We start from the raw sequence: 26,979 nt of genomic DNA, 5'->3' as shown, positions 1-26,979 counted from the left end.
GGAGGGGGCTAATCCGTCACGCCGCCGCGATCGCCGCGGCCTTCTTGCCCCGCACACCCAGCAAATGGCTGATCGCATAGGCCAGCTCCGCCCGGTTGAGCGTGTAAAAGTGGAACCCCTTCACCCCACCCGCATAAAGGCGACGGCACATCTCGGCGGCGATGGTCGCGGCGACAAGCTGGCGCGCGGCGGGATGGTCGTCCAGCCCCTCGAACAGCCGGTCCATCCAGTCGGGGATGCGCGCGCCGCACATCGCCGCGAACTTGCGGGTCTGCGCGACGTTCGACACCGGCAGGATGCCCGGCACGATCTCCGCCGTGATCCCCGCCGCCGCCGCCGCGTCGCGGAAGCGGAAATAGGCCTCGGGCGAGAAGAAGAATTGGGTGATCGCACGGGTCGCGCCCGCGTCGATCTTGCGCTTCAGATTGTCGATGTCCGACGCCTGGTCGACCGAATCCGGGTGGCATTCGGGATAGGCCGCCACCGAAATCTCGAACGGGTGCAGCTTCTTCAGGCCCGCCACCAGATCGGCCGCATTCTCATAGCCGCCCGGATGGCTGACGAAGCGCGCGCCTTCGGCGGGGGGGTCGCCGCGCAGCGCGACGATATGCCGCACGCCCGCCGCCCAATATTCATGGGCGACCTGGTCGATCTCCTCGCGGGTCGCCTCCACACAGGTCAGGTGCGCGGCGGCGTCCATCGTCGTCTCACGCTGGATGCGCGCCACCGTCGCATGGGTCCGCTCGCGGGTCGAGCCGCCAGCACCATAGGTCACCGAGACGAAGCGCGGGTCGAGCGGCTCCAGCGTGCGGATCGCGTCCCAGAGCTGCGCGTCCATCTTCTCCGTCTTGGGCGGAAAAAATTCGAAGCTCACCGCGATGTCGCCGCCGACATCGGCGAACAGCGGTTCGTCATGCGCCAGCGCGGCCTCTCCCTTGGTCAGGATCGTGTTCGTCATGCCGCCTTCACCCTATTCGTCTCGACGGGCCGAAGCCCCTTCTTCACACCCAGCCAGAGCTTGACGGTCAATTCGCCACCCTCCAGCGTCTCGGTCTGCGCCAGCGTCAGCCCGGCGGGACCGAACCAGCCGGCAATCTGTTCGTCGGCAAAGCCCAGACGGCTATGCGCCGCCTTTTGCCGCAGTTCCTCGCGGTCATGCGGCGCGAAATCGGCGATCAACAGCCGCCCGCCCGGCCCCAGCACCCGCGCCGCCTCGGCGATCGCCGCCCCCGGCTGCTGAGCGAAGTGGAGGACATGGTGCAGGATCGCGATATCCGCCGCGCCGTCGCCCATGGGCAGCGCGTAGAGATCGGCCTGCCGCAGCTCGGTATTGGCGCGGCCGTGCAGCTTGGCACGGGCGAGGCGCAGCATTTCCGAGGACCGGTCGATGCCCAGCGCCGCATCGGCCCGGTCGCCGAACAGCTCGAGCATCCGCCCGGTGCCGGTGCCGATATCGATCAGCGTGCCGAGATCGCCCTGGCCGATCAGGCCCGCCATCGCCTCCTCGATCTCGCTGTCCGCGACATGGAGCGAGCGGATCGCGTCCCACTCGCCCGCATGATCCTCGAACCAGGCCGCCGCACTCGCCGCCCGGTCGGCGCGCACCGCCGCCAGCCGCGCGACATCGGCCACCACCCAGGGGTCGGGCGTCTCCGCCGTCCAGCGGTCCAGCGCCGCCATCACCGGCTCCACCGCCTCGCGGTCACCCAGCGCGACGAAGACCCAGCTACCCTCCTTGCGCCGCTCGGCGAGATCCGCATCGACCAGGATTTTCACATGGCGGCTGACCCGCGGCTGGCTCTGCCCCAACACCTGCGCCAACTCGCCCACCGACAGCTCCATCGAGCGGAGCAGCGCCAGGATGCGCAGCCGCGTCGGATCGCTGAGGGCGCGAAAGATTTCGAGCGCATGGGCCATGATCACGATATAAAGATATCTTTATATGAGGTCAACGACACGAACTCATTTAGCCCGACACGGACCCGAAACGGTCCATCTGCGTTGGCACGCCGATCGACACTAGAAACGGGAGTGAATGCCATGAAGAAGGCCCTGATCCTAGCACTGACCGGCGCCGCCGCCATTTCGCTTTCCGCGTGCAGCGAGAACAGCCGCACCCAGACCGAACAGGCGGCCGACGCGATCGGCTCGGACGTGAAGGCGACGACGCAGAACGCCTCGGACGATGTCGAGGCGGCCACCGCCAAGGCGCTGAACTCAGCGGAGAACACCATGGACAAGGCGGGCGACAAGCTCGACCGCGCCGGTGATCGCGCCGCCGCCCAGGCGGATCGTGCGGGCGACAATATCGATCGCGGCCTCGACCATGCTGGCGACAAGATCGAAAAGGGCACCAACGACGCCCGTCAGGCGACCGGCAACGCGCTGGTCCGCGCGGGCGAGGACGTTCGCCGCTAAGCGGTACGCCCTTCGGATGACCGGAACGGGTCGGCGAGATTCTCGTCGGCCCGTTTTTGTTTGGGGGGGACAGGCTGCCCCTTGGCCTTCGACTTCGCTCAGGCCGAACGGGGTTGGGAAAAGCGGCCAGAACTCCCTCGCTCCGTTCAGCCTGAGCGAAGTCGAAGGCCACGCTCGAACTTAGGGCGGATCGACCTTCATGCCAATTTTACTTCCCTCTCCCCTGGACAGGGGAGAGGGTTAGCGCAGCTTGGGTGAGGGGTCGAGCGAGCCTCCGGCTCGCGCTCGCTGCCGCGAGCATTCACCCCTCACCCAGCTCCGACTAAGCCTTTGCTCACGCAAAGGCCAAGTCTGCGCAACCCTCTCCCCTCTGCGAGGGGCGAGGGAAAAGAAGGGCATATCGGAATGTCGATTCGGCCTAGTCGAATCGAACCTTCCCCCGCCCCGCCTTGACCTGGGCACGCCCCTTTTTCGCATCCACCCGCCGGGTCTGCGACGCACGGGTCGGCTTGGTCGGTCGCCGTTTCTTGGGCACGATCGTCGCTTCGCGGATCAGTTCGATCAGCCGCTCGCGCACCTCGCGCCGATTCATTTCCTGCGACCGGCTGGCATCGGCGCGTAAGGTGAGCACGCCGTCCTTGCTCAGCCTTTGCCCCGCCAGCACCGCCAGACGCGTCTTCACCGCCTCCGGCAAACTCGGCGAACCGCCCACGTCGAAGCGCAGCAGCACCGCGCTGTCGGTGGTGTTGACATGCTGCCCACCCGGCCCGGAGGCGCGGGTGAAGCTCTCGGTGATCTCGCGCTCGTCGATCGCGATGGCGCGGGTGACGGGGATCAGCGCCATCGCGTCCGCACCCTAGTCGCGAAACGCGCCGAAGCGTTCGGGCACCGGAGCTTCCGCCGTGATCGGATCCTTATTGTCGCCCCGCGGCACGGTCAGGCTGGCGGCGTGGAGCAGCATGCCCCCTTCTTCGCCCGCACCATAGACGAGGTCGCCGACCACCGGCGCGTTCAGGCCGGTCGCGGCATGGACGCGGATCTGGTGGGTACGACCGGTTTCGGGGCGGAACTCGACCAAGGTCCGCCCGTCCTCGTGCCGCAGCGCCCGCCAGGCGGTCCGTGCCGCCTTGCCCGCCGGATCGGCGACGATCCGCCAGCCTTCCTCGCGAGTCGAAACCTTGGCTAGCGGAAGGTCGATCATCCCCTCGCCCTCGACCAGGCCGTTCAGCACCGCCAGATAGCGCTTCTCGACCAATCCGGCCTCGAACGCCTGCTGGAAACGGGCATGCGCCTTGGGGTTGCGGGACAGCAGCAGGCAACCGCTGGTGTCGCGGTCCAGCCGGTGGACGGCGGTCGGCCAGCGCTTGAACCCGAATTTGAGCGATTCCAGATGGTTTTCGAGGCTGATCGACCCGTTGCGGGGCCGATCGACGGGCAGGCCCGCCGGTTTGTCGATCACCAGCGCTTCGCCGTCGATGAATAGAACGCGATCTCCGTGCATCGCGCTCCCTTGCCACCGCCAGCGCCGACATGCCAGAGCCGCGCGCGTCATGCCGTCCCTTCGCACCCTTTTCCTCCCCGCGACCTTCGCCGTCACGCTCGCGCTGCTGCCCGTCCTGGCGCAGGCCCAGTCGTGCGACGGCGCGCTGCCGCCCCCAGGCCCCGATGGCCGGGTCGCCGGGCATTTCTTCTATGGCGACGCCCCGCCCGCCGAGCTGGTCCTGGCCCCACCGGGCTTCGCATTGGGCCAGCCCTGCTATGTCCGCCGCGACGTGCTGCCCGACCTGGAGCGGTTGCTGGCCGCCGCCAAGGGCGATCCGGCGGTGATGGGGCAGTTGCGCGGGCTGTCCTGCCACCGCGCGATCCTGCGCCAGGGCCATGTCTTTTGCCGCGACCGGGACAGCACCGCCGCCGAGCGCGCCATTTCGGTCGCCCCGGCGGGGCATAGCGAGCATGCGACCGGCTATGCGATCGACTTCGCGATACGCCCCTCGCCCAATTGCCCGGATGCCGAGGCGTGCATGGCCGCAACCCCGGCGGCACGCTGGCTGTTCGCCAACGGCCCGCGCTTCGGCTTCGAGATGAGCTTTCCCGCAGGCAACACGCAGCGGGTGAAGTGGGAGCCATGGCACTGGCGCTGGGTCGGGACCAGCCCGACCGCGCCGGGGGCGGCGCAGGCGCGGTTCGTCTTTGCCAAGGCACGTGCGCAGTTTCCCGCGAATCCGGGGGTGCGCGATCCGTTGAAGGTGGTGGTGGCCAGCCCGCCGCCGGTTCCCGTTGCGCCTGCGCCGTTGCCCGTTGCGGTGAAGAAGAAGGGGAAACGGCGATAAGGTTGGGCGCGGCCTTCGACTTCGCTCAGGCTGAACGGGGTTCGGGAGCGGGTCGTGAGCCCACCCATCATTTCCGTAGAATACCGTCCTCCGTTCGCACTGAGCGCAGTCGAAGTGCACGCGTCAGCCTCGCCTCTTGGCGAAGGCATGCCCGTGGCCTTCGACTCCGCTCAGGCTGAACGGAGGGCAGCAAAAAAGGCGGGGGCCCCTTCCGGCACCCCCGCCTCCGAAATCACCCGAACAGCTTGGCGGCCGTCTCGGCGATGCGCTTGCCCTGATAGCGGGCGCCGTCCAGGTCGACCTGGCTCGGCTGGCGGCTGCCGTCGCCATCGGCCAGGGTCGAGGCGCCGTAGGGCGTACCGCCATGGACTTCCTTCACGCCCATCTGGCCCTGGAAGCCATAGTCCAGCCCGACGATGGTCATGCCGTGGTGGATCAGGTTGGTCAGCACCGAGAACAGGGTCGTCTCCTGCCCGCCATGCTGGCTGGCGGTCGAGGTGAAGGCGCCGCCGACCTTGCCGACCAGGCCGCCGCGCATCCACACGCCGCCGGTCGTGTCCCAGAAAGCCGCCATCTGGCTGGCCATCCGGCCATAGCGGGTCGGCGTGCCGACGATGATCGCGTCATAGTTGGTCAGCGCGTCGGGGCCCTCGATCTCGGGGTGCGCGGTGTCGGTCTTGAAGTGCGCGGCGGCGACCACCTCGGGCGGAGCGGTTTCGGCGACGCGACGGATGTCCACTTCGGCCCCCGCAGAGCGCGCACCCTCGGCGATGGCGTCGGCCATCTGCTCGATGTGACCATAAGACGAATAATAAAGGACCAGAACCTTGGCCATGTGATGTACTCCCTTCCAGAATTAACGGTTATTCGGAATCGACTAGAACGATCTCGGCATCCTCGACGGCGGTGATCGTCACCGTCCGACCACCCGGCTCCTCGGCGGAAAGCGCCGCACCGTCGCGTGCCGCGAACGGCACACCGTCGATTTCGATCCGTCCGGTGGCGGGGACGAGATAGGCGTGACGCCCCTCCCCCAGGACATGCTCGATGCTTTCCCCGGCGCGCAGGGTCGCGCCAAGAACACGGGCATCGGCGCGGATACGCAGCGCATCGCCATCCTCCTCGAACCCGCTCGCCAGCGTCACGAACCGGCCCGAACGCTCGCCCTTGGGGAAAGGCTTGGCGCCCCAGCTCGGCTGGCCGCCCCGGCTGCGCGGTTCGATCCAGATCTGGAAGAGCGTGGTCGGCTCGGCCTCCAGATTATATTCGGCATGACGCACACCCGATCCGGCGCTCATCACCTGGACATCGCCCGCCGCGGTGCGGCCGACATTGCCCATCGAGTCTTGGTGCGTGATCGCACCCGTGCGGACATAGGTGATGATCTCCATGTCGGCATGGGGATGCGGCGGGAAACCGGCATTGGGGGCGATGACGTCGTCGTTCCAGACGCGGATCGCGCCCCAGCCCATGCGGGCGGGATCATAGTAATTGGCGAACGAGAAATGGTGCCGCGCGTCCAGCCAGCCATGATTGGCATGGCCCAGGCTTTCGAAGCTGCGCCGGTCGATTCCCCGATCCTGGGCGGGGGCGTCGATGACTTGGGTGCTCATGGGGTATCTCCCTTGGTTGAGCCCAAGATAGGGTGCATAATCGTCGCGTAAACGGAAACGCTGGAAACCGATCGTTTCTATGTGCATTGTAGCGCGAAGCTGGCCGCCAAAGGGGTCGGGGCGAAGGGGTTTAGGGATGCGTCTGCCGGATCTGGAAGCCTGGGCCATCTTCGCCGCCGTGGTCGAGCATCGCTCGTTCAGCGGTGCCGCCGATGCCATCGGCCTGTCCAAGGCGACCGTGTCCAAGGCGATCACCCGGCTGGAAGCGCAACTCAACCAATCGCTGTTCCACCGCACCTCGCGCCGCCTGGCGCTGACCGAGGCGGGCAAGCCGCTGGCCGAGCATGCCGCGCGCATCCTGGCCGAGGCCCGCGCCGCCGAGGAAGCCGCGCGCGACGCCGCCAGCGCGCCCGCCGGTCGCATCCGCCTGGCCGCACCCATGTCGTTCGGGGTGACCAACATCGCACCGGTCATCGCCGACTTCCTGGCCGCGCATCCGGGGATCGAGATCGAACTCAGCCTGTCCGACGCGCGGGTCGATATCGTCGCGGAAGGCTATGACATCGCGCTGCGCATCGCCGACCTGCCCGACAGCTCGCTGCGCGCGCGGCGGCTGTGCGGGATTTCCACGCATGTCGTCGCCTCGCCCGGCTATCTGGCGGAGCATGGCAGGCCGACCCATCCCAATGAACTGGGTGAGCATCGGCTGCTCAGCTATTCCAACATCACCGGCCCCTGGCGCTTTCGCCGCTCCGACGGGGCGGAAGTGTCGGTCCGCCCGCAAGGTCCGCTGACCGCCAATAGCGGCGATGCGCTGGTCCCCGCCGTGCTGGCGGGGCTCGGCATCGCGCGGCTGCCGGGGTTCATCATCGGGCCGCACCTGGCATCGGGCCGCGCGGTGGCGATCCTGGAGGACTGGACGCCGCCGCCGATCGGACTTCATCTGCTGACGCCGCCCAGCCCCTTGCGCCCGGCGCGGGTCGAGGCGCTGATCACGTGGCTGGCCGACCGGGTCCGCGACCCCTGCATGATCGCCAAGGCGACGGAGAAGGCGACGGAGGACGTGCGATGAACCGCCTTCGCCCCGACGAGGCCGATGCGCGCTTCATCCGCCGCATCGTCCTGACCCTGGTGATCCTGGCCGTCGGCGCCGCGCTGTTCCGGGCGGGCGACCTGCTGATCCTCGCCTTCGGGTCGATCCTGGGGGCGATCGTCATCCATGCCATCGCCGACCTCTATGCCGACCATCTGCCGATCGGGCCCAGGCGTTCGCTGACCCTGTCGATCGCGACGGTGCTGGCAGTGCTCGGGTTCCTGGCGTGGTTGTTCGGCGTCGCCTTTCGCCAGCAGTTGAACACGCTGGTCACGCAGTTGCCGAACCTGATCGACCAGTTGGCCGCCTGGGCCGCGCAATCGCCGGTGGGGGCCAAGGTGGTGGATGCGGTCCGCGCCGCCTATGCGGGCAGCCGGGTGGCGCAGGATATCGGCGGCATCGTGTCGGGCGCGGGCGAGTTCGTGCTCAACTGCCTGCTCCTGCTGGTCGGCGCACTGTTCTTCGCCGCCGATCCGAAGGTGTATGAGCGCGGTTTCCTGCTGCTCATCCCCCGGTCGATGCGCCCGGCGATGGAGGATGCGCTGTTCGACACCGGCTCGACCCTCCGCCTGTGGTTGCGGGCGCAGCTGATCCAGATGACGACGATGGGCGTGCTGGTCGGCGTGGGGCTGGCGATCGCGGGGGTGCCCTCCGCTGCCGCGCTGGGGCTGCTGACGGGCCTCAGCGAGTTCGTCCCCTATGTCGGGCCCATCGCCGCGATGCTGCCAGCGCTGGGGCTGGCGGCGCAGGGCGGCAACGGCGCGATCGTGGGCACGCTCATCACCTTCGCGCTGGTCCGCCTGGTCCAGACCAACGCCATCACCCCCTTCGTCACCAGTCGCGTCGTGGCGATCCCCCCGGCCGTCACCCTTTTCGCGATCATCGGGATCGGCACCATATTCGGCCTTTTCGGATTGTTCTTTTCCGCGGCATTGTTGATCGTGGTGTTTACCTTGATCAGAAGCCTGTATTTGCGGGAAGTTCTTGGCGAAGACATTCCGCCGGTGGAACATCAGACCTTGCTCGACCCCCGGGCCAGAGTGAAACAAGACAATAATAATCCGGGTTAGGAGCGAATTAACCTTTTACGTTCACGCAAGCGTTGGCTAATGATTAACACATCCGGTCGCCCGGGGACCATGGTGGCGATCATTCGCGAATGGGGATTGTCGATGCGCGTGTTGCTGATCGAGGACGAACCGACCACCGCCAAGGCGATCGAGCTGATGCTCGGCAGCGAAGGCTTCAACGTCTATACCACTGATCTGGGTGAAGAAGGCCTCGATCTGGGCAAGCTGTACGATTACGACATCATCCTGCTCGACCTGAACCTGCCGGACATGCATGGCTATGACGTGCTGAAGCGTCTGCGCGTCGCGCGCGTCTCGACCCCGGTGCTCATCCTGTCGGGCATCAACGAGATGGATTCGAAGGTGCGCAGCTTCGGCTTCGGCGCCGACGACTATGTCACCAAGCCCTTCCACCGCGAGGAACTGATCGCGCGCATCCACGCCGTGGTCCGCCGCTCCAAGGGCCATTCGCAGTCGATCATCCGCACGGGCAAGCTGGCGGTCAATCTCGACGCCAAGACGGTCGAGGTCGACAATGCCCGCGTCCACCTGACCGGCAAGGAATATGCGATGCTGGAGCTGCTCTCGCTCCGCAAGGGCACGACGCTGACCAAGGAGATGTTCCTCAACCATCTCTATGGCGGGATGGACGAGCCGGAACTGAAGATCATCGACGTCTTCATCTGCAAGCTGCGCAAGAAGCTGAGCCTGGCCTGCGATGGCGAGAATTATATCGAGACCGTCTGGGGCCGTGGCTATGTGCTGCGCGAACTGGACGAGGGGGAACAGGCCGCCGTCGCCTGATCTTATTTCCGTTTATGAAAAGGCCGGTTCGCGGAGAGCGAACCGGCCTTTTTTATTGCCTGTCGGGTGTGGCCTTCGACTATGCTCAGGCTGAACGGAACGGGGTAGACATCCCCAACCCCCGTTCAGCCTGAGCGAAGTCGAAGGCCAAGGGCCCACATTTGCGACACAGGGCGCGGCGTGCGCTTCGACTATGCTCAGCGCGAACGGAGGTCGGGAATACGCCCCATCCCATCCAGCCGCCCCGCGAGCGTCATCTCAGCGCCGCTCCCAGACCTTTTGCCCGCCGATCCAGGTTTCCTCCACCCGCGTCGCCCGCAACTCGCTGGGGTTGATGTCCAGCGGGTTGCGGTCGACGATGATGAAGTCCGCCTGCTGCCCCTGGCCCAGCCGTCCGAACAGGTCTTCGGCGAAACCGGCATAGGCGCCGTCCATGGTGAAGGCACGCCAGGCCGCCTCGCGCCCGATGATCTCCTGCGGCTGCCACCCGCCATAGGGCTGGCCGTCCGGGCCCTGCCGCGTGATCGCCGCCGCCCAGCCCGCGAAGGGATCGGGGCTCTCGACCGGATAGTCCGACCCGAAGGTCAGCGTCGCGCCGTTCTTCAGCATGGTGTTCCAGGCATAGGCCCCCGCCAGCCGTGCGGGGCCCAGCCGCGCTTCCGCCATCTGGCGGTCGCTGGTCTCGTGCACCGGCTGCATCGAGGCGACGATGCCATGTTTGCCGAAGCGTGGCAGGTCGGTCGGATCGACGATCTGCGCATGTTCGATCCGCCAGCGCCGATCACCCTTATAGGTCTCGGCCAGTTCGTCGATCGCGTCGAGCACCTGGGCATTGGCCTTGTCGCCGATCGCGTGGACCGCGACCTGGTACTTGTCCATCGCCGCCCGGCTCATCAGGTTGCGGATGACGTCGTCGGTCATGAAGCCCAGCCCCGACTGCCCCGGTGCATCGGCATAGGGCTGTTTCAGCCACGCGCCGCGCGACCCCAGCGCGCCGTCGCCGTACAGCTTCACTCCGACCAGACGCAGCTTGTTGTTGTACAGCCAGGGCGTCGGCCCGGTGCCGCCGATCCGCACCGTATCGTCGATCCCGCCGCCATAGCTCAGGATGCGGACACGCAGATTCCCAGCATCACCCATCCGGCGATAGGTCATCCATTCGTCCAGCGTCGTGCCCATGTCCGCCGTCGCGGTGATGCCGTGGCTCAGCAGCTCATTCTGTGCCTTCAGGAAAGCGGTGTTGCGATCCTTCGCCAGCGGCTGTGGGATCGCCTTCTGGATCAGGCTCATCGCGGCGTCGACGAACACACCGGAGGGCTGGCCGCCGATCTTCTCGATCCGGCCACCGGCGGGGGAGGCGGTCTTGGCCGTGATCCCCGCCGCCTTCATCGCCGCGCTGTTCGCCCAGAGCGCATGGCCATCGGCACGCTCCATTACCACCGGACGGTCGGCGGCGACTTGATCCAGGTCGGCGGCAGTCGGGAAGCGCCCCAGCCCCCAGCTTTCCTGATTCCATCCGCCACCTAATATGACCTTGCGGTCCGGATTGGCCGCGACATAGGCGGCAATCCGGCTGCGCGCTTCGTCCAGTGACTTGGTGGTCGACAGGTCGAGTTCGATCAGGCGAAAGCCCAGCCCCATCACATGCCCGTGCGAATCGACGAAACCGGGCAGCATCACCCGCCCCTTCATGTCCGCGCGCCAGTCCAGCTTTTCGGGACGCTTGTCCTTGGCGGAGAGCAGCCGCACGACCTTTCCGTCCGGGGTCAGCAGCAGTCCGTTAAACCGGACGACCTTGCCGTCCTTGTCCAACGTCAGCCCGGTGACGTTGTCGACCAATGCGTCGGCGAAGGCGGTAGCAGGGGTGAGCGCGATCGCCAGCGTGGCGGCAAGGATGGTCCGGAGCGGACGACGGAAACGAGCCTGATTTGCCATAAGCGTCCGTTCCTAATCGCTGAACGGTTCGGTTGGAAGGTCGCAACCGCGAGTTCGGACCAAGAGGCCATGATCGACCCAATCGTTGACTCGCGTCGTCGGCGGGTAAAGACTGATTCGACGTCACAACATGGGGGATCATCGGATGGCGTGGCACCACCGCTTGGCAGGGAAGCTCCTTCACCGGGTGTGGCGCATCGCCAAGCCCCGGACGCTCGGCGTCCGGGCGATCCTGCTCGACCAGGACGATCGGATCGCGCTGGTCCGCCACACCTATACCGATCACTGGTACCTGCCGGGCGGCGGCGTGAAAAAGGGGGAAAGCACGCTGGCGGCGATCCGTCGCGAATTGCGCGAGGAGGTGGCGATCGGCGACGTCCAGGTCATCGCGATCCTCGGGGTCTATCATGCGACAGGCGAAGGAAAGGACGATCACGTCGTCATCTATGTCGCGCGCACCATGACGGCGCGCGGCGGGGCGCTGACGCCTGCCGATGCGATCGAGATCGCGCAAGCGGAATGGTTCGCGCTGGACGCCCTGCCCGATGACCTGTCGCCCGCGACGAAACGGCGGATCGCGGAATATCGCGCCGGTTCGCCGCCCGCCGAACATTGGTGAACAGGCTCGTCAGGACCGCCGCACCACCTCGCGGATGACGAAATGCGAGGCCAGCCGCGTCACCCCCGGCAGCCGCGCCAACGTCTCGCGGTGAATACGCTCGTAACTGTCGTCGCGGCGGACCTCGACCTGGATCATGTAATCCGCCTCGCCGCTCATCAGGAAGCATTCGACGATCTCGGGACAGCGGAGGATTTCGCGCTCGAACGCCGCCATCGTCTCCTGGCGCTGGTCCTTCAGCGTGACGTTGACCATCACGGTCGAGGGTCGTCCCCGCGCCTCATGGCTCAGGATCGCGCGATAGCCGGTGATGACCCCGGCCTCGCGCAACTGCGCCACCCGGCGATGGGCCGCGCTGGCGGACAGACCCACCCTCTCGCCGAGCGCGGCACTGGTCAGGTCGGAATCGCGGGCCAGTTGGGCCAGGATGCGGCGGTCGATCGCGTCGGACATTCCTATCCCGCTACATCGGATATTGACGCAAGGAAATCCTGTTTCCTAGGGGGTATCGGGATCGCTTTGCACACCTCTCCCACCCGATCGGCGCTATTATCGGAGCAACATTTTTCACGGAGAGTCCCATGCGCGTCGGTGTCCCCAAGGAAATCAAGAACCACGAATATCGCGTCGGCCTGACCCCGCCGTCGGTCGCCGAGCTGGTCGCCGCTGGTCACGAGGTGATCGTCGAGACCAAGGCCGGCAGCGGCATCGACTTCGAGGATCAGGACTATATCGACGCGGGCGCGCGCATCGTCGCCACCGCTTCGGAAGTGTTCGACCAGGCCGAGATGATCGTGAAGGTCAAGGAGCCGCAGGCGGTCGAGGTCGCGATGCTGCGCCCGCACCATGTGCTGTTCACCTATCTCCATCTCGCCGCCGACAAGCCGCAAGCCGAAGGGCTGATGAAGTCGGGTGCGACCTGCATCGCCTATGAGACCGTCACCAGCCCGCGCGGCGGCGTGCCCCTCCTGAAGCCGATGTCGGAAGTCGCTGGCCGCATGGCGGTGCAGGTCGGCGCGCATTATCTGGAAAAGCAGCAGGGCGGCCGTGGCATCCTGCTCGGCGGCGTTCCGGGCGTGGCCCCGGCCAAGGTCGCGATCCTGGGCGGCGGCGTCTCGGGCGTGAACGCGGCGCAGATGGCGGTGGGCCTTCGCGCCGATGTCACCATCTATGACATCAACAACGACCGTCTGGCCGAGTTGGACATGTTCTTCTCCAGCCAGATCAAGACCGCCTATGCCTCCAAGGCTGCGATCGCGGCGGCGGTGAAGAATGCGCACCTCGTCATCGGCGCGGTGCTGGTCCCCGGTGCGGCGGCGCCGAAGCTGGTCACCCGCGACATGCTGAAGACGATGAAGCGCGGATCGGTGATGGTCGACATCGCCATCGACCAGGGCGGCTGCTTCGAAACCAGCCATGCCACCACCCACCAGGATCCGGTGTTCGAGGTCGACGGCGTGATCCATTATTGCGTCGCCAACATGCCCGGCGCGGTCGCCCGCACCTCGACCTTCGCGCTGAACAACGCGACGCTGCCCTTCGCGGTGAAGCTGGCCAATATGGGGGCGGAAGCCGCGATGAAGGCCGACGCGCATCTGGCGAATGGCCTGAACGTCTCGGGCGGCAAGATCCGCCACGCGGCGGTCGCCGAAGCGCTCGACCTGCCGTTCGAGACCTGGGCGGGCTAAGGCCGCTACCGTTCGCGCTGAGCGAAGTCGAAGGGCAAGCCCGGGTATTTGCCGCAGAGGTGGACCCGTGGCCTTTGACTTCGCTCAGGCTGAACGACTGTCGGGATCAGGTTCGCGCGGAGACGCGGAGGCGCGGAGAGTTCACGTCCAGCCGGCAGGCAGTCTCTCATCGCCAGGGTGCGGCACGTCTTCCGGCCGAACGGATACCGATGGGTGCGTCTATCCCAAACCTCTCTGCGTCTCCGCGCCTCCGCGCGAACAAAAAAAGAAACAAAAATAGAACATGCGTGTTGGTCCCGCGAAAGGAATTCGCGATGACCGACAATCCCAAGACCGAACCCTTCTCCAATGCCGAGAAGGACCCCGATGACTGGACGACCGGCGACGAACCGATGACCGGCGCGCAGGCGAGCTATCTGAAGACCCTGTCCGAGGAAGCAGGCGAAGGCTTCGACGAAACGTTGAGCAAGGCCGACGCCTCCAAGCGGATCGACGCGCTTCAGGCCAAGACCGGGCGGGGCCAGTAAACCCCTATTGCCCCATCATCCGCATCGCCTGATCGAGCAGCATCACCCGTTGCTCGATCGCCGGGCGATAGGAGGCGTCGGCGGGGGTCAGTTGCAGGGCGCGTCGCCATAGCAACCGGGCCTTGGCGAAATCCCCCGCCCGCATCCAGGCCAACCCCTCGAAGAAGAAGGGCACCGGGTCGTTCGCCCCCAGCGTCCGCGCCCGGCGGAACGCGAATTGCGCGGCGGGCGACATCTGATCGCGGTCATGCGCGAACAGGACATTGCCCAGCTCGGTCCAATAAGGGACGCTGCGCGGGTTGGCCCCAACCGCACCCAGCATGATCTTCACCGCCGTCCGATTGTCCCCCGACCGCGCCAGGGCGTCGGCGGCGGTGAACATCGCGGCCTCGCCGCCATAACGGCCCATCAACTGCCCGCGCAGATCGATCAGCGCCTCATTGTCCGACTGCCGGTCGGATGGCCGCACGGGCGCGGCGGCGGGCAGCGTCGGCCTTCCCTGCCATGCATAGCCGACTCCGCCCAGCGCCAGCGCGGCCCCCAGCATCGTCCAGAGCGGCCGGGGGAAACGCAGCCAGAACGCCAGCGCGATCGCCGCGGCCGCGAGTCCCAGAAGCGTCAGCCAGCCCATCAGCGCCTCTTCCGAAAGCTGGAGCGCGCGATCCACGCCCCGACGCCCAACAACAGGATCGGCGTCGCCCACAGCAAGGCGGTCGCGCCCGACAGCGGCGGATCATAGCTGACATAATCGCCGTACCGCTCGATCAGCCAATGGCGGATCGCGTCGGGGCTTTCCCCCTTGGCGATACGCTGGCGGACCAGCGCGCGCATGTCGGCGGCCATGTCGGCATCGCTGTCGGCGATCGACTGGCCCTGGCAGACGACACAGCGCAGCTCGCCCATCAGCGCGCGGGCCTGGGCCTCGGCGCTGGGGTCGGCCAGTTGGGTGTTGCCGTAATCGGGCGCTGTCGTGGCCGCCGCGAGCGCCAGGGCGAGGAACAGGCTCATCGCGCCGCCTCCACATCGCGGACGATCTGGTCAACCTGATCGGTGCGGATATCGCCGATATATTGCCGCACGATCCGCCCGCGCCCGTCGATCAGGAAGGTCTCCGGCACGCCCGAGGAGCCGAGCGACAGTTGCACCCGGCTGCGCGCATCGTCACCGATCGCGGTATAGGGATCGCCGTTGCGGCGCAGGAAGTCGGCGATGGCGGGCCCCTTGTCGTGGATGGCGATGGCATCGATCTCCACCCCCTTGGCCTTCAGCGCCATGAGTTGCGGTGCCTCGGCGATGCAGGGGATGCACCAGCTCGCGAAGACATTGAGCAGGCGCGGACGCCCCTTGCCGAAATCGGTGCTCGCCAGCCCCGGCTTGCCCGGCACCATCGGGTCGAGGCGAAAATCGGGCAAAGGCTTGTCGACCAGCGTCGAATGAACGGTCGTATCGGACGGGCGCATCAGGCCGCTCGCGACCACGACGAACAGGATGGCGAAGGCCGCCAGCGGCACCCAGATCAGCCAGCGCTTCATCCCCAAAGCGCCTCACGCCGCCGCTGTTGCCACCCCTTGAACCAGCGCCCGAACAGCGCCAGCGCGCCGCCCAGCGCGATCAGCGCGCCGCCCAACCAGATCAGCGTTACGAACGGCTTCCACCACAGGCGCAACTGCCAGCGACCGGTCGCGGCGTCCTGCTGCCCCAGCACCGTATAGAGCTGGCCGTCCCAATGGGTCGCGATGGCGCTTTCGCTGGTGGTGGTCGGCGGATCGGTGAAGAAACGCTGTTGCGGGCGCAGCGACTCCGCCGATCCGTCGCGCGTCGCGGTCAGCCGCGCCTCCAGCGCCGACCAGTTCGGTCCGATCGCCGGATAGATGCGGTTCAACTGCACCCGCCACGGCCCGACGATCGTCGCCTGCCCCGGATAGAGCGCCACCAGCCGCTCGGCCGTGAAGGCGCTGTCGCAGGCCATGCCGATCATGCTGACCCCGATCCCGACATGCGCAAGGACCATGCCCCAGATCGGCAAGGGCGTGCGCCGCCAGTTGCGCCGGGTGATCGGCAGCACGCTGGCGACGATCAGCCCGACGCCGAAGGACAGACCGAGCAGCGGCAGCACCCCCATGCCGCCGGTCAGGGTCAACACCAACGCGAAGGTTCCCGCCGCCGCGACCATCGGCCACAGCATACGGATCAGCACGGCCTCCGCCTGATCCTGCCGCCAGCGCAACATCGGTCCCACCGCCATGACGGCGACCAATGCCAGCGCGATCGGCCCGGCGGCGGCGTGGAAAAAGGGCGGCCCGACCGACAGCCTCACCCCGAACCCAGCGGCGACCAGTGGATAAAGGGTGCCGATCAGCACGATGCCGAGGATGACGGACAGCAACAGGTTGTTGATGACCAGCCCGCCCTCGCGGCTGACGAACGAAAAGCTCCGCCCTGCCCGCACCTGCCCGATCCGCGCACCGAACAGCGCCAGCGCGCCGCCGATATAGAGGCCGAGCAGCGCCAGGATGAACGCGCCCCGCCGGGGATCGACGGCAAAGGCATGGACGCTGGTGAGGATGCCGGAGCGGACCAGGAACGTCCCGATCATCGACATGGAGAAAGCGACGACCGCCAGCATGACGGTCCAGGCGCGCAAGCCGTCGCGGGCCGCCAGCACATTGACCGAATGGAGCAAGGCCGTCGCCGCCAGCCACGGCATCAGCGAGGCATTCTCGACCGGGTCCCAGAACCACCAGCCGCCCCAGCCCAACTCATAATAGGCCCAGTAGGACCCCGCCGTAATGCCGATGGTCAGCAACACCCAGGCACCCAACACCCAGGGCCGCATCGCGCGGGCGAAGGCCGGGCCGACCTGCCCCGTCACCAGTGCACCCACCGCGAAGGAGAAGGCGACCGATAGCCCGACATAGCCCGCATAGAGCGTCGGCGGGTGGAAGGCCAAACCGGGGTCCTGGAGCAGTGGGTTCAGCCCCTGCCCCTCGATCGGCGCGGGGTTCAGCCGCGCGAACGGGTTGGAGGCGAACAGCAGAAAGGCATAGAAACCCAGCGCGATCGCCCCCTGCGCCGCCAGCGTCGCGACATGGGTCGCCCGGTCGAGCGCGCGCTCTTTGCACGCGACCAGCGCACCGCCCGCCCCCAGGATCGTGACCCAGAGCAGCATCGAGCCTTCGTGATTGCCCCAGGCTCCGGCGAATTTGTAGATCCAGGGCTTGGCCGAATGGCTGTTCTCGGCGACCAGCTTAACCGACAGATCGGTGTTCAGGAACACCATGATCAGCGCGGCCATGGCGATGGCGACCAGCGCGCCCTGCACGATCGCGACCGGGCCGATCGCCGCCATGGCCTGCTCGCCCGCCACATCCTTTCGGCGCAAGCCCAGCACGCCCAGCAGCAACTGTAATCCCGCCAGCATCGCCGCGAACCAGAGGGCGGCCAGACCCGCCTCGGCGATCATGGCTCCAGGCTCCGGCTCTCGTGCATATTGCCCGCCATTTCGGGGGGCATATATTTCTCGTCATGCTTGGCGAGCAGGTTGGTCGCGACGAAGCGGCCGTCCGGCTGGAACCGTCCTTCCGCCACCACGCCCGATTTCTCACGGAACAGATCCGGAGTGATCCCGGCAAAGGTCACGGGCGTCGTCGCCTTGCCGTCTGTCACGACGAAGCGCACCGTCACCCCATCGGGCGCGCGGTGGACCGAGCCCGCCTGAACCATCCCGCCCAGCCGCACGTCACGGCCCAGCGGCAACCCCTGCGCCTTTGCGTCGGAGGGGGTGTAGAAAAAGGCCGCTTGGTCCTTCATCGCCGACATGGCGAGCAACACCGCCGCGACGATCGCGGCCAGCGCCAGCAGCGCCAGCGTCAGACGTTGCGATTTGGGCGTCATTTCTCGGCGCGCTTCATCGCCAGATAGCTGATCAGGGTCAGCGCGCCCGCGCCTCCCAGCATGACCGCATAGGCCGCCGCGACGAACGCCATCTGGGTCATGCGCGCGCCATCCGCCGCATCCGCGCCTCGGCCTTGGCCTTGGCGAGCAAAGTGCGCATCCGCATCAGCACGATGGCGGCGAACAGGAAGGTGAACCCGGCCAGCGCGATCGGCAGCGGCCAGAGCAGCGACTTGTCGATGCTGGAGCCGGTCAGCCCGATGGACTGGCCCTGGTGCAGCGTATTCCACCATACGACGGAGTAACGGATCACCGGCAGCAACGCCGTTCCCGCCAGCCCGTACAGTGCCGGAATCCGCCCGTCGCCGCCACGATCCGCATCGGCACGGGCCAGCGCGATATAGCCGAGATAGACGAACAGGAGGAGCAGCATCGAGGTCAGCCGCCCATCCCATTGCCACCACGTCCCCCAGGTCGGCCGCCCCCAGATCGACCCGGTGGCAAGGCACAAGGCAGCGAACACCGCCCCCGGCCAGGCGATGGCGCGCGCGGCGACCTGCGCCAGCGGATGCCGCCAGACGATCAGCGACAGGCTGGCGATGGCGATGCCGCTCCACCCGCCCATGCCCAGCCACGCGGCGGGAACATGGATATAGAGGATGCGCACCGTCTCCCCCTGAAGATAGTCGGGCGGCGTCTGCGTCAGCCCCGCCCAGACCGCAACGGCGATCAGCACGATGCCCGCCCCCAGGAAAATCCCGGTCAGCGGACGAGCGATCTTCAGGAAACGCGCGGGGTTCGCAAGGGTGTGTAGGGTGGCCACGATGACAGGACTGTAAGGGGGTTTTTCGGGCGCGTCATCCGCCTTCTCCCTGCTTCTTTAAGCCCCTCCCGCAGGCGGGAGGGGTTTGGGGAGGGCATGGAGTCTCACAGAGCCCATCGCCCGTGGCCTTGCCCTCCCCCATCCCAGTTTCAGGTAAACGATGCCCAGCATCGTTTAGGTCATGCCGGGGGGCATGACCGACCTGAAACTCGCAAGCGGGAGGGGCGTGAGACCCATGAAGGCTGGGACCCGTTAACGTTCTGATTCGTCTTCTCTCCATGACATCCCTATCGGGAGCGCAAAGGGGACCATCACATCATCATGCCTGCACGCCACCGCCCACTCTTGCTCGCCCTTGCGCTCACCCCCGCGCCCCTTCTCGCCCAGACCACCGAATCCGCCACCATCACCGTCACCGGTCGCGGTCTGGCCGACCAGCCCGGCGACCGCGCGCTGGATGTGGTGACGATCGACCGAGACCGGATCACGCAGAACGCCTCGCAGCGGCTGGAGAACGTTCTTTCCGATGTCGCCGGCCTCCAGCAGTTCCGCCGCTCGGACAGCCGCTCGGCGCATCCGACGTCGCAGGGGATCACCTTGCGGGGTCTCGGCGGCAATGCCTCCAGCCGGGCGCTGCTGTTCCTCGACGGGGTGCCGCAGGCCGATCCGTTCGGCGGCTGGGTGGTCTTCCCCGCCTATGCCACCGGACGGCTGGGACGCATCCGGGTGACGCGCGGCGGCGGCTCGGGCTTTTGGGGCCCGGGCGCGCTGGCGGGTACGATCGAGATGGATAGCGCGACGCCCGACCAGTTCTCCCCGCTCGACCTGGCGCTATCCTATGGCAGCCGGGATTCAGTCGATGCGCAAGGATCAGCCTCGCTGGTGCGCGAAGGCGGTTTCCTGACCCTGTCGGGGGCCTATGCGCGGGGTGACGGCTTCACGCCCATCGTCGAAGGACAACGCGGCCCCGCCGACCGCCCCGCCCCTTACGAACAATATTCGGGCGCGGCGCGCGGCGTCGTCGGCATCGCGCCTTCGACCGAGTTGCAGATGACGCTCGCCGCCTTCCACGATGCGCGCGACCGGGGGACGGACTTCACCGACAATCGCTCGGACGGGGCCGATGCGAGCATCCGGCTGGTCGGGCGCGGGGCCTGGGGCTGGTCGGCGCTGGCCTATGTCCAGACGCGGCAATTCGCGTCGCGCTATGCCAGCGTGAACGCGGCACGGACGACGGCGACACTGACCCTCGACCAGTATAATGTCCCCGCCACCGGGCTTGGCGGGCGGATCGAGGTTTCGCCGCCGCTCGGCGATGCGGTGACGCTGCGGCTGGGCGGAGACATTCGCGACACCAGCGGGCGGACGCAGGAGCTCTACACCTATGTCGCGGGGCTCCCGACCCGGCGGCGCGAGGCGGGCGGCGCGACGCGGACCATGGGGCTGTTCGCCGATGGCAGCGTCGAGGCCAGGATACTGACCGTCACCGCAGCGGCGCGGGTGGACGACTGGCGCATCCGCAACGGCAGGCTGGACGAAGCCGTGCTGGCGACCAGCGCGGTGCTGACCGACAGCGATTTCCCGGATCGGTCGGGGCAGGAATTCACCGGACGACTGGGCGTGGCGGTACGGCCGGTTCCGCCCCTGAGCCTGCGCGCGGCGGCCTATCGTGGATGGCGGCTTCCGACGCTCAACGAACTCTATCGGCCGTTCCGCGCAGGGGCGGACGCGACCGCCGCCAATGCCGCGCTGAACCCGGAGCATGTGGAGGGCGTGGAGGGCGGTTTCGACCTGACCCCGGCGAAGGGCCTGCGGCTGTCGGGGACGTATTTCGTCAACCGGCTGACCGACGCCATCGCCAATGTCACGATGGGGCGCGGGCCGGGGACATTTCCGGGCGTCGGCTTCGTGGCCGCGAACGGCGTGTATCGGATGCGGCAGAATCTGGACGCGATCCGCTCGCAGGGGTTCGAGCTGGAGGCGAATGCCAGCGCCGGGCCGGTCAGCGCGCGCGCCTCCTGGTCGCATGTCGACGCGCGGGTGGAGGCGTCGGGATCGGCCGCGCCGCTGGACGGATTGCGTCCCGCACAAACCACGCGCGATCAGCTTTCGGCGACGCTCGCGGTCGAGCAGCGTGGCGCGCTGCTGAGCGGGACGGTGCGGCATGTCGGCCGCCAGTTCGAAGACGATCAGAACAGCCGTAGCCTCGCCCCCGCCACGACGTTCGACGCCTATGCGGCGGTGCCGGTGGTGCGCGGCTGGCTGATCGAGGCGCGGGCGGAGAACCTCGCCGATGCGCGGGTGGAGGCGGCCTATAGCGGCGCGGGGCTGATCGAGCGGGCGACGCCGCGGACGTTGTGGATCGGGGTACGAACGCGGTTGTGATTCCCTTGCCCTACCCCCGCTTCTTCACCAACGCCGTACGCAGGCACCGGCACACCACCTGATCTCGCTGGTTCAGCGCTTCGTGCCGGAACGTCACCAGCCCCGCCCCCGGTCGCGACTTGCTCTCTCGCAACGCCGTCACCTCGCTCGTCGCGCGCAGCGTATCCCCTAAGAAGACCGGCGCGGGCATGACCAGTTCGTCATAGCCCAGATTCGCGACCAGCGTTCCCAGGGTCGTCTCCCCCACCGACAGCCCGACCATCAGCGAGAAGGTGAAGGTGCCGTTGACGAGTATCCGCCCGAACTCGCTCGCCTTCGCCGCCTCCGCGTCGATGTGCAGCGGCTGCGGATTATGGGTCATGGTCGAGAAGAGGAGATTGTCCGTCTCGGTCACGGTGCGGCGGATCGGATGGTCGATCCGGTCGCCGATGGTCCAGTCCTCGAAGAAGCGCCCGCTCATGCCGCATCCTCCGCGACGATGCGGACCAGCGCAATGCCCTCCGCCACCTGGCCGCCCGTCTCGGCCGTCAGGTCGGTGACGATGCCGTCGAAGGGCGCGGTCAGGACATGCTCCATCTTCATCGCCTCCAGCGTGACCAGCGGCTGGCCCGCGCCGACCGTCTGGCCCTCGGTGACGGCCACCGCGATGATCCGGCCCGGCATGGGCGACAGGATCGCGCCGTCGCCCGCCCCGCCCGCCGTCAGCCCATCGGCACGCCAGCGGGTGAAGGACCAGCTCTGCCCACCCTCGGAGATCAGCAATTGCTCGGAAGGCGAAGGGGGCACATCGCCTGCCTCGCCGAAATCGACGGCGATCGGCCGGCCGTCGAGCAGGAAGCGCGCGGTTCGCTTCGGGGCGGCATTGAGGCGGAAGCCGGTGAGGGCATCCTGCCCGACCAGCGCCGCCGCCGCCTCGGCCAACGCCTCTTCCGAAGGTTCGGTCGGCGGCATCAGCGCCTCGCCCTCGCGCGCGATCAGGCCGGTATCGACCTGGCCGCTCGCGAAATCGGGATGGTCGAGCGCCTGGACGAGGAAGCCCGCATTGGTGCGCACCGGCCAGATCACCGCCTCGTCCAGCGCATCGGCCAGCGCCTCGCGGGCTTCGTCGCGGGTCTGCCCATGCGCGATGACCTTGGCGATTATCGGGTCGTACCAGGGGCTGATCTCCGCGCCTTCCTCCACCCCGGTGTCGATGCGGATCGCGGGATCGTTGCCGAGATCGAACACCTCCAGCGTGCCGATGGCGGGCAGAAAGCCCTTGGCGGGGTCTTCCGCATAGAGCCGCGCCTCGATGGCATGGCCGTTTATGGCGAGTTGCTCCTGCGCCATCGGCAGGGGCTCGCCCGCTGCGATGCGGAGCTGCCATTCGACCAAGTCGACGCCGGTGATCGCTTCGGTGACGGGATGCTCGACCTGGAGCCGCGTGTTCATCTCCATGAACCAGACCCGGTCGGCGCGCAGGCCTTCGGAGGCGTCGGCGATGAACTCGATGGTCCCGGCCCCGACATAATCGACCGCCTGCGCGGCGCGGACGGCAGCGGCACACACCGCTTGCCCCGTGGCATCGTCCATGCCGGGCGCGGGGGCTTCCTCGATCACCTTCTGGTGGCGGCGTTGCAGCGAGCAGTCGCGCTCGAACAGGTGCACGACCCGGCCATGCCGGTCGCCGAAGACCTGCACCTCGATATGGCGGGGCGAGAGGATATATTTCTCGATCAGCACCCGGTCGTCGCCGAAGGAGGATGCCGCCTCGCGACGGCAGGACGCCAAAGCCTCGGCGAAAGCGGCGGAGTCGTCGACGCGGCGCATCCCCTTGCCGCCGCCACCCGCGACCGCCTTGATCAGCACGGGATAGCCGACCGCCTCCGCCTCGACGGCGAGGCGTTCGGGGCTCTGGTCCTCGCCCAGATAGCCGGGGGTGACGGGCACTCCGGCGGCGATCATCCGGGCCTTAGCGGCGTCCTTCAGGCCCATGGCGCGGATGCTGTCGGGATTCGGACCGACCCAGACCAGCCCGGCGGCGATCACCGCCTCGGCGAACTCGGCATTCTCCGACAGGAAACCATAACCGGGATGGATCGCCTCCGCCCCGCTGCCTTTCGCGGCGGCGAGGATGCGGGCCGCGTCGAGATAGCTTTCGCGCGCGGGGGCCGGGCCGATGAGGATCGCTTCATCGGCGAGCCGGACATGGAGCGCCTGGGCATCGGCCTCCGAATAGACGGCGACGGTGCGCAGGCCCATCTCCCGCGCGGTGCGGATGATACGGCAGGCGATCTCGCCGCGATTCGCGATGAGGAGGGATTGGAACATAGTCTATACTCCATTCCTCCCCAAGCTTAGCTTGGGGAGGGGGACCATCGCGCCAGCGATGGTGGAGGGGCGATGGCGGTACCGACAAAGCCGGGCAGGACGGTGCGAAGAGCGCGGGGTTTGCGTCGTGAATTGACACTGCCCGAGGTTGTGCTGTGGCGGGTTTTGCGGGAGCGGCCCGACGGGCTGCGGTTTCGGCGACCGCATCCGGCGGGGGCGTATGTGCTGGACTTCTACTGCCCGGCGGCAAGGCTGGCGGTGGAGGTGGATGGCGAGGTCCACGGGTGCGGGGATCGGCCGGAGCGGGATGCTCGGCGGGACGCGTTTCTGGCGGAGCATGGGGTGGCGGTTTTGCGCATCCCGGCTCGCGACGTGCTTCGTGATCTGGATAGCGCCGTTCGCTATATCATGGCGCAGGCTCGCGATCGCTTGCCCCTCCACCGTCCTACGGACGGTCCCCCTCCCCAAGTCAAACTTGGGGAGGAATAGGGAGACTTCTTCATTCCTCCCCATCGAAGATGGGGAGGGGGACCGCCGCGAAGCGGTGGTGGAGGGGCAAATCCCCCTCACATCCGGAACACCCCGAACCGGGGCGCCTCCGCGATCGGAGCATTCAGACACGCATCCAGCGCCAGACCCAGCACATCACGGGTCTGCGCCGGATCGACGATCCCGTCATCCCAAAGTCGCGCCGTCGCGTACCAGGGATTGCCTTCATCCTCGTAACGCTGGCGGATCGGGGCCTTGAACGCCTCCGCCTCGTCGGGCGTCCAGTCGTCCGCGTCGCGGTGGACGGTGGCCAGCACGCTCGCCGCCTGTTCGCCGCCCATCACGCTGATCCGCGCATTGGGCCAGGTGAACAGGAAGCGCGGGGAATAGGCGCGCCCGCACATGCCGTAATTGCCTGCCCCAAAGCTGCCGCCGATCAGCACCGTGATCTTGGGCACCTGCGCCGTCGCCACCGCCGTCACCAGCTTGGCGCCATGCTTGGCGATACCTTCGGCTTCATACCGCCCGCCGACCATGAAGCCGGAGATGTTCTGAAGGAACAGCAAGGGGATACGACGCTGGCACGCCAGCTCGATGAAATGCGCGCCCTTCTGCGCGCTCTCCGAGAAGAGCACCCCGTTATTGGCGAGGATCGCGACCGGCTTGCCATGGATATGCGCGAAGCCGCACACCAGCGAAGCGCCGTACAGCGCCTTGAATTCGTGGAAGCGAGAACCGTCGACCAGCCGGGCGATCACCTCATGCACGTCATAGGGCGCGCGGACATCTTGCGGGATCAGGCCGTAGAGTTCCTCCGCCGGATAGAGCGGTTCGTCCGGCTCGGTAAGGTTGACGTCGGGCATGACCTGCGGCGGCAAAGTCTCGACGATATCGCGGACGATGGACAGCGCATGGTCGTCATTCTCGGCGACATGATCGACCACACCCGACTTGCGGCCATGGGTGTCCGCCCCGCCCAGTTCCTCGGCCGAGATGACCTCGCCCGTCGCCGCCTTCACCAGGGGTGGCCCGGCCAAGAAGATCGTCCCCTGCCCGCGCACGATCACCGTCTCGTCGGACATGGCGGGAACGTAAGCGCCGCCCGCCGTGCAGCTTCCCATGACGCAGGCGATCTGGGGAATGCCCGCCGCCGACATCTGCGCCTGGTTGAAGAAGATGCGACCGAAATGGTCGCGGTCGGGAAAGACCTCCGCCTGATGCGGCAGGTTCGCGCCGCCGCTATCGACCAGATAGATGCAGGGGAGGCGGTTCTCGAGCGCGATCTCCTGCGCGCGGAGATGCTTCTTGACGGTCAGCGGGTAATAGGTGCCGCCCTTCACCGTCGCGTCATTGGCGACGATCATCACCTGTCGGCCATGGACGCGGCCGATGCCGGCGATCACCCCCGCACCGGGGACGGCGTCGTCGTAAAGGCCATTGGCCGCGAGTTGGCCGATTTCGAGGAAGGGCGAGCCCGCATCGAGCAACTGCTCCACCCGGTCGCGGGGAAGCAGCTTGCCGCGCGCGACATGGCGTTCGCGGGACGCTTCGCTACCCCCGAGCCCGGCCTTCGCGACATCGGCGCGGAGGCGCTCGGCCAGCGCATGGTTGTGCTCTGCATTGGCACGGAAGCCCGCATCGTCGCGCGCGATACGCGAGGAAAGCACAGCCCCCATCAATTCCTCCCCAAGCCGTGCTTGGGGAGGGGGAGGAATAAGGTTCTGCTCATTGCGCCACCTTTTCGAGCTTGCCGATCAACTCGCGCCCGATCAGCATCCGGCGAATCTCGTTCGTCCCCGCACCGATGTCGAGCAGCTTGGCATCGCGCGCGAAGCGTTCGACCGGCCAGTCCTTGGTATAGCCCGCCCCGCCCAGCGCCTGGATCGCCTCCAGCGAAACCTTCACCGCATTCTCGCTGGCGAGCAGGATCGCGCCCGCCGCGTCGAACCGCGTGGTCCGCCCGGCGTCACACGACCGCGCCACCGCATAGACATAAGCGCGCGCCGAATTGAGCGCGACATACATGTCGGCGATCTTGGCCTGGATCAGCTGGAACTCGCCGATCGCCCGGCCGAACTGGCGACGCTCGCGAACATAAGGCACGACCACGTCGAGACACGCCTGCATGATGCCGAGTTGTATGCCCGCCAGCACCGCGCGCTCATAGTCCAGCCCGCTCATCAGCACCCCGACGCCGCCATTCACCGGCCCCATAACCTGCGTGTCGGCGACGAAACAGTCGTTGAAGACCAGCTCGGCGGTCGGGCTGCCGCGCATCCCCATCTTGTCGATCTTCTGGCCGATGGAGAAGCCCGCCATAGCCTTCTCGATCAGGAAGGCGGTGATGCCCCGGCTCCCCTCGCCCGTCTTGGCATAGACGACCAGCGTGTCGGCATAGGGCGCGTTGGTGATCCAGAACTTCGTACCGTCGAGCCGCCAGCCGCCATCCACCTGGCGCGCGCGCAGCTTCATCGACACCACGTCGGACCCCGCCGACACCTCCGACATGGCCAGGCTACCGACATGCTCGCCGGAGATCAGGCCGGGCAGATATTTCGCCTTCTGCTCCGCCGAGCCCCAGCGCCTGATCTGGTTGACGCACAGATTGGAGTGCGCGCCATAGGAGAGCCCCAGCGAGGCGGAGGCGCGCGACACTTCCTCGATCGCGACGACATGCTCCAGATAGCCCAGACCCAGCCCGCCATCGGCTTCGTCCACCGTGATGCCGTGCAGGCCAAGCGCGCCCATTTCGGGCCAGATGTCGCGGGGAAACCAGTCCTCCGCATCCATCCGCACCGCGAGCGGCGCGATCCGGTCGGTCGCGAAACGGCGCGTCGCCTCACGGATCATGTCCGCGCTCTCGCCCAGCGCGAAGTCGAAATCCTCGATCATGTCCTCTCCAAGCGGCTCTTTGAGTCCGTTGCCCCGCTTTAAACGGATATTACCCAAACGCGCAATCTTCGTTCCAGCCTCGGTCATCT

Annotated in this window: 28 protein-coding genes; 10 read left to right on the top strand and 18 right to left on the bottom strand. The window is 67.3% G+C overall.

All coding sequences use genetic code 11. The features are described from left to right. Positions 1-16: 16 nt before the first annotated feature. Positions 17-958 (bottom strand): methylenetetrahydrofolate reductase, encoded by a 942-nt coding sequence (gene metF, locus OXQ33_RS11230; RefSeq protein WP_267434780.1) that lies wholly within the window; start codon positions 956-958, stop codon positions 17-19. Continuing rightward, the gene (locus tag OXQ33_RS11225; RefSeq protein ID WP_267434779.1) at positions 955-1,917 is read right to left on the bottom strand and encodes a metalloregulator ArsR/SmtB family transcription factor; all 963 of its coding nucleotides are present in this window, start codon (positions 1,915-1,917) and stop codon (positions 955-957) included. Before OXQ33_RS11225 ends, metF begins: the two co-directional genes overlap by 4 nt. A 123-nt stretch (positions 1,918-2,040) precedes the next feature. On the opposite strand from OXQ33_RS11225, the gene OXQ33_RS11220 reads away from it, so the two are divergent. Further along, a complete protein-coding gene (locus tag OXQ33_RS11220; protein WP_267434778.1) occupies positions 2,041-2,418 on the top strand; it encodes a hypothetical protein in 378 nt (125 codons plus the stop codon). 418 nt (positions 2,419-2,836) lie between these two features. Here OXQ33_RS11220 and arfB read toward each other — a convergent pair whose 3' ends face one another. Then, complete coding sequence (gene arfB / locus OXQ33_RS11215) at positions 2,837-3,262, bottom strand: alternative ribosome rescue aminoacyl-tRNA hydrolase ArfB (protein WP_267434777.1); 426 nt, start codon at positions 3,260-3,262, stop codon at positions 2,837-2,839. A gap of 12 nt (positions 3,263-3,274) precedes the next feature. Then, positions 3,275-3,919 carry an RNA pseudouridine synthase gene (locus OXQ33_RS11210; protein ID WP_267434776.1) on the bottom strand — a complete coding sequence of 215 codons (645 nt, stop codon included), beginning with the start codon at positions 3,917-3,919 and terminating at the stop codon, positions 3,275-3,277. Between the two features lie 49 nt (positions 3,920-3,968). On the opposite strand from OXQ33_RS11210, the gene OXQ33_RS11205 reads away from it, so the two are divergent. Then, complete coding sequence (locus OXQ33_RS11205; RefSeq protein WP_267434775.1) at positions 3,969-4,748, top strand: M15 family metallopeptidase; 780 nt, start codon at positions 3,969-3,971, stop codon at positions 4,746-4,748. 232 nt (positions 4,749-4,980) lie between these two features. Here the strand turns inward: OXQ33_RS11205 and wrbA are convergent, their stop codons facing one another. Beyond that, entirely contained in the window at positions 4,981-5,583 is a 603-nt protein-coding gene (wrbA, locus tag OXQ33_RS11200; RefSeq protein ID WP_267434774.1) for an NAD(P)H:quinone oxidoreductase, read from the bottom strand. 28 nt (positions 5,584-5,611) lie between these two features. Next, positions 5,612-6,361: a pirin family protein gene (locus OXQ33_RS11195; RefSeq protein ID WP_267434773.1), complete on the bottom strand. Its 750-nt coding sequence runs from the start codon at positions 6,359-6,361 to the stop codon at positions 5,612-5,614. Positions 6,362-6,497: 136 nt separating this feature from the next. On the opposite strand from OXQ33_RS11195, the gene OXQ33_RS11190 reads away from it, so the two are divergent. From OXQ33_RS11190 to OXQ33_RS11180, 3 genes are all read left to right on the top strand, one after another. Continuing rightward, positions 6,498-7,433 (top strand): LysR family transcriptional regulator, encoded by a 936-nt coding sequence (locus tag OXQ33_RS11190; RefSeq protein WP_267434772.1) that lies wholly within the window; start codon positions 6,498-6,500, stop codon positions 7,431-7,433. Further along, positions 7,430-8,524: an AI-2E family transporter gene (locus tag OXQ33_RS11185; protein ID WP_267434771.1), complete on the top strand. Its 1,095-nt coding sequence runs from the start codon at positions 7,430-7,432 to the stop codon at positions 8,522-8,524. The genes OXQ33_RS11190 and OXQ33_RS11185 overlap by 4 nt, the downstream gene beginning before the upstream one ends. 102 nt (positions 8,525-8,626) lie before the next feature. Continuing rightward, positions 8,627-9,328 carry a response regulator transcription factor gene (locus OXQ33_RS11180; RefSeq protein ID WP_267434782.1) on the top strand — a complete coding sequence of 234 codons (702 nt, stop codon included), beginning with the start codon at positions 8,627-8,629 and terminating at the stop codon, positions 9,326-9,328. A 258-nt stretch (positions 9,329-9,586) separates the two neighbouring features. Here the strand turns inward: OXQ33_RS11180 and OXQ33_RS11175 are convergent, their stop codons facing one another. Then, the gene (locus OXQ33_RS11175; protein ID WP_267434770.1) at positions 9,587-11,263 is read right to left on the bottom strand and encodes an amidohydrolase; all 1,677 of its coding nucleotides are present in this window, start codon (positions 11,261-11,263) and stop codon (positions 9,587-9,589) included. Between the two features lie 163 nt (positions 11,264-11,426). Between OXQ33_RS11175 and OXQ33_RS11170 the strand changes: the two genes are divergently transcribed. Then, a complete protein-coding gene (locus OXQ33_RS11170) occupies positions 11,427-11,882 on the top strand; it encodes an NUDIX domain-containing protein (protein WP_267434769.1) in 456 nt (151 codons plus the stop codon). 9 nt (positions 11,883-11,891) lie between these two features. On the opposite strand, the gene OXQ33_RS11165 is transcribed toward OXQ33_RS11170, so the two are convergent. Beyond that, positions 11,892-12,335 carry an Lrp/AsnC family transcriptional regulator gene (locus OXQ33_RS11165; RefSeq protein WP_267434768.1) on the bottom strand — a complete coding sequence of 148 codons (444 nt, stop codon included), beginning with the start codon at positions 12,333-12,335 and terminating at the stop codon, positions 11,892-11,894. 128 nt (positions 12,336-12,463) lie between these two features. On the opposite strand from OXQ33_RS11165, the gene ald reads away from it, so the two are divergent. Together ald and OXQ33_RS11155 are read left to right on the top strand one after the other, a co-directional pair. After that, positions 12,464-13,570, top strand: coding sequence for an alanine dehydrogenase (gene ald / locus OXQ33_RS11160; protein WP_267434767.1), 1,107 nt, complete (start codon positions 12,464-12,466; stop codon positions 13,568-13,570). Positions 13,571-13,884: 314 nt separating this feature from the next. Further along, positions 13,885-14,097 (top strand): DUF3072 domain-containing protein, encoded by a 213-nt coding sequence (locus OXQ33_RS11155; protein WP_267434766.1) that lies wholly within the window; start codon positions 13,885-13,887, stop codon positions 14,095-14,097. A gap of 4 nt (positions 14,098-14,101) precedes the next feature. Here the strand turns inward: OXQ33_RS11155 and OXQ33_RS11150 are convergent, their stop codons facing one another. The 6 genes from OXQ33_RS11150 to ccmC form a co-directional block, all read right to left on the bottom strand. Next, positions 14,102-14,764, bottom strand: a complete 663-nt coding sequence (locus OXQ33_RS11150) for a tetratricopeptide repeat protein (RefSeq protein ID WP_267434765.1) — start codon at positions 14,762-14,764, stop codon at positions 14,102-14,104. After that, complete coding sequence (locus OXQ33_RS11145; RefSeq protein WP_267434764.1) at positions 14,728-15,105, bottom strand: cytochrome c-type biogenesis protein; 378 nt, start codon at positions 15,103-15,105, stop codon at positions 14,728-14,730. The genes OXQ33_RS11150 and OXQ33_RS11145 overlap by 37 nt, the downstream gene beginning before the upstream one ends. Further along, the gene (locus OXQ33_RS11140; protein WP_267434763.1) at positions 15,102-15,629 is read right to left on the bottom strand and encodes a redoxin family protein; all 528 of its coding nucleotides are present in this window, start codon (positions 15,627-15,629) and stop codon (positions 15,102-15,104) included. The genes OXQ33_RS11145 and OXQ33_RS11140 overlap by 4 nt, the downstream gene beginning before the upstream one ends. Beyond that, entirely contained in the window at positions 15,626-17,560 is a 1,935-nt protein-coding gene (locus tag OXQ33_RS11135) for a heme lyase CcmF/NrfE family subunit (protein ID WP_267434762.1), read from the bottom strand. The genes OXQ33_RS11140 and OXQ33_RS11135 overlap by 4 nt, the downstream gene beginning before the upstream one ends. Further along, on the bottom strand, positions 17,557-17,991 hold the full coding sequence (ccmE, locus tag OXQ33_RS11130; RefSeq protein WP_267434761.1) for a cytochrome c maturation protein CcmE: 435 nt from the start codon (positions 17,989-17,991) through the stop codon (positions 17,557-17,559). Before ccmE ends, OXQ33_RS11135 begins: the two co-directional genes overlap by 4 nt. A gap of 97 nt (positions 17,992-18,088) precedes the next feature. Next, entirely contained in the window at positions 18,089-18,814 is a 726-nt protein-coding gene (ccmC, locus tag OXQ33_RS11125) for a heme ABC transporter permease CcmC (RefSeq protein ID WP_267434760.1), read from the bottom strand. A gap of 345 nt (positions 18,815-19,159) precedes the next feature. On the opposite strand from ccmC, the gene OXQ33_RS11120 reads away from it, so the two are divergent. Continuing rightward, complete coding sequence (locus tag OXQ33_RS11120; RefSeq protein ID WP_267434759.1) at positions 19,160-21,199, top strand: TonB-dependent receptor; 2,040 nt, start codon at positions 19,160-19,162, stop codon at positions 21,197-21,199. A gap of 10 nt (positions 21,200-21,209) precedes the next feature. On the opposite strand, the gene OXQ33_RS11115 is transcribed toward OXQ33_RS11120, so the two are convergent. Together OXQ33_RS11115 and OXQ33_RS11110 are read right to left on the bottom strand one after the other, a co-directional pair. Next, positions 21,210-21,659, bottom strand: coding sequence for a MaoC family dehydratase (locus tag OXQ33_RS11115; protein WP_267434758.1), 450 nt, complete (start codon positions 21,657-21,659; stop codon positions 21,210-21,212). Next, positions 21,656-23,509 (bottom strand): acetyl/propionyl/methylcrotonyl-CoA carboxylase subunit alpha, encoded by a 1,854-nt coding sequence (locus tag OXQ33_RS11110; protein WP_267434757.1) that lies wholly within the window; start codon positions 23,507-23,509, stop codon positions 21,656-21,658. Before OXQ33_RS11110 ends, OXQ33_RS11115 begins: the two co-directional genes overlap by 4 nt. Before the next feature lie 72 nt (positions 23,510-23,581). Here OXQ33_RS11110 and OXQ33_RS11105 point away from each other — a divergent pair, with 72 nt between their 5' ends. Then, positions 23,582-23,998 carry a DUF559 domain-containing protein gene (locus OXQ33_RS11105; RefSeq protein ID WP_267434756.1) on the top strand — a complete coding sequence of 139 codons (417 nt, stop codon included), beginning with the start codon at positions 23,582-23,584 and terminating at the stop codon, positions 23,996-23,998. 77 nt (positions 23,999-24,075) lie between these two features. On the opposite strand, the gene OXQ33_RS11100 is transcribed toward OXQ33_RS11105, so the two are convergent. Both OXQ33_RS11100 and OXQ33_RS11095 read right to left on the bottom strand, forming a co-directional pair. Beyond that, positions 24,076-25,677 carry a carboxyl transferase domain-containing protein gene (locus tag OXQ33_RS11100; protein WP_267434755.1) on the bottom strand — a complete coding sequence of 534 codons (1,602 nt, stop codon included), beginning with the start codon at positions 25,675-25,677 and terminating at the stop codon, positions 24,076-24,078. Between the two features lie 46 nt (positions 25,678-25,723). Then, complete coding sequence (locus OXQ33_RS11095; protein ID WP_267434754.1) at positions 25,724-26,890, bottom strand: acyl-CoA dehydrogenase family protein; 1,167 nt, start codon at positions 26,888-26,890, stop codon at positions 25,724-25,726. Between the last annotated feature and the right edge of the window lie 89 nt (positions 26,891-26,979).

Origin of the sequence: Sphingomonas sp. GM_Shp_1 (assembly GCF_026540895.1) — a bacterium.
GTDB lineage: Bacteria > Pseudomonadota > Alphaproteobacteria > Sphingomonadales > Sphingomonadaceae > Sphingomonas.
The sequence above is the reverse complement of the archived record's forward strand: the minus strand, read 5'-3'. Positions and strand labels throughout refer to the sequence as shown.

What these genes read in the sequence shown, in the direction of transcription:
- OXQ33_RS11180 (WP_267434782.1), top strand. Translation starts at nt 8,627, where the DNA reads ATGCGCGTGTTGCTGATCGAGGACGAACCGACCACCGCCAAGGCGATC.
- arfB (WP_267434777.1), bottom strand. Translation starts at nt 3,262, where the DNA reads ATGGCGCTGATCCCCGTCACCCGCGCCATCGCGATCGACGAGCGCGAG.
- OXQ33_RS11175 (WP_267434770.1), bottom strand. Translation starts at nt 11,263, where the DNA reads ATGGCAAATCAGGCTCGTTTCCGTCGTCCGCTCCGGACCATCCTTGCC.
- metF (WP_267434780.1), bottom strand. Translation starts at nt 958, where the DNA reads ATGACGAACACGATCCTGACCAAGGGAGAGGCCGCGCTGGCGCATGAC.
- OXQ33_RS11095 (WP_267434754.1), bottom strand. Translation starts at nt 26,890, where the DNA reads ATGATCGAGGATTTCGACTTCGCGCTGGGCGAGAGCGCGGACATGATC.
- OXQ33_RS11135 (WP_267434762.1), bottom strand. Translation starts at nt 17,560, where the DNA reads ATGATCGCCGAGGCGGGTCTGGCCGCCCTCTGGTTCGCGGCGATGCTG.
- OXQ33_RS11205 (WP_267434775.1), top strand. Translation starts at nt 3,969, where the DNA reads ATGCCGTCCCTTCGCACCCTTTTCCTCCCCGCGACCTTCGCCGTCACG.
- OXQ33_RS11210 (WP_267434776.1), bottom strand. Translation starts at nt 3,919, where the DNA reads ATGCACGGAGATCGCGTTCTATTCATCGACGGCGAAGCGCTGGTGATC.
- ald (WP_267434767.1), top strand. Translation starts at nt 12,464, where the DNA reads ATGCGCGTCGGTGTCCCCAAGGAAATCAAGAACCACGAATATCGCGTC.
- OXQ33_RS11140 (WP_267434763.1), bottom strand. Translation starts at nt 15,629, where the DNA reads ATGAAGCGCTGGCTGATCTGGGTGCCGCTGGCGGCCTTCGCCATCCTG.
- OXQ33_RS11220 (WP_267434778.1), top strand. Translation starts at nt 2,041, where the DNA reads ATGAAGAAGGCCCTGATCCTAGCACTGACCGGCGCCGCCGCCATTTCG.
- OXQ33_RS11145 (WP_267434764.1), bottom strand. Translation starts at nt 15,105, where the DNA reads ATGAGCCTGTTCCTCGCCCTGGCGCTCGCGGCGGCCACGACAGCGCCC.
- OXQ33_RS11190 (WP_267434772.1), top strand. Translation starts at nt 6,498, where the DNA reads ATGCGTCTGCCGGATCTGGAAGCCTGGGCCATCTTCGCCGCCGTGGTC.
- OXQ33_RS11110 (WP_267434757.1), bottom strand. Translation starts at nt 23,509, where the DNA reads ATGTTCCAATCCCTCCTCATCGCGAATCGCGGCGAGATCGCCTGCCGT.
- OXQ33_RS11105 (WP_267434756.1), top strand. Translation starts at nt 23,582, where the DNA reads ATGGCGGTACCGACAAAGCCGGGCAGGACGGTGCGAAGAGCGCGGGGT.
- OXQ33_RS11165 (WP_267434768.1), bottom strand. Translation starts at nt 12,335, where the DNA reads ATGTCCGACGCGATCGACCGCCGCATCCTGGCCCAACTGGCCCGCGAT.
- ccmE (WP_267434761.1), bottom strand. Translation starts at nt 17,991, where the DNA reads ATGACGCCCAAATCGCAACGTCTGACGCTGGCGCTGCTGGCGCTGGCC.
- OXQ33_RS11185 (WP_267434771.1), top strand. Translation starts at nt 7,430, where the DNA reads ATGAACCGCCTTCGCCCCGACGAGGCCGATGCGCGCTTCATCCGCCGC.
- wrbA (WP_267434774.1), bottom strand. Translation starts at nt 5,583, where the DNA reads ATGGCCAAGGTTCTGGTCCTTTATTATTCGTCTTATGGTCACATCGAG.
- OXQ33_RS11225 (WP_267434779.1), bottom strand. Translation starts at nt 1,917, where the DNA reads ATGGCCCATGCGCTCGAAATCTTTCGCGCCCTCAGCGATCCGACGCGG.
- OXQ33_RS11115 (WP_267434758.1), bottom strand. Translation starts at nt 21,659, where the DNA reads ATGAGCGGGCGCTTCTTCGAGGACTGGACCATCGGCGACCGGATCGAC.
- OXQ33_RS11195 (WP_267434773.1), bottom strand. Translation starts at nt 6,361, where the DNA reads ATGAGCACCCAAGTCATCGACGCCCCCGCCCAGGATCGGGGAATCGAC.
- OXQ33_RS11155 (WP_267434766.1), top strand. Translation starts at nt 13,885, where the DNA reads ATGACCGACAATCCCAAGACCGAACCCTTCTCCAATGCCGAGAAGGAC.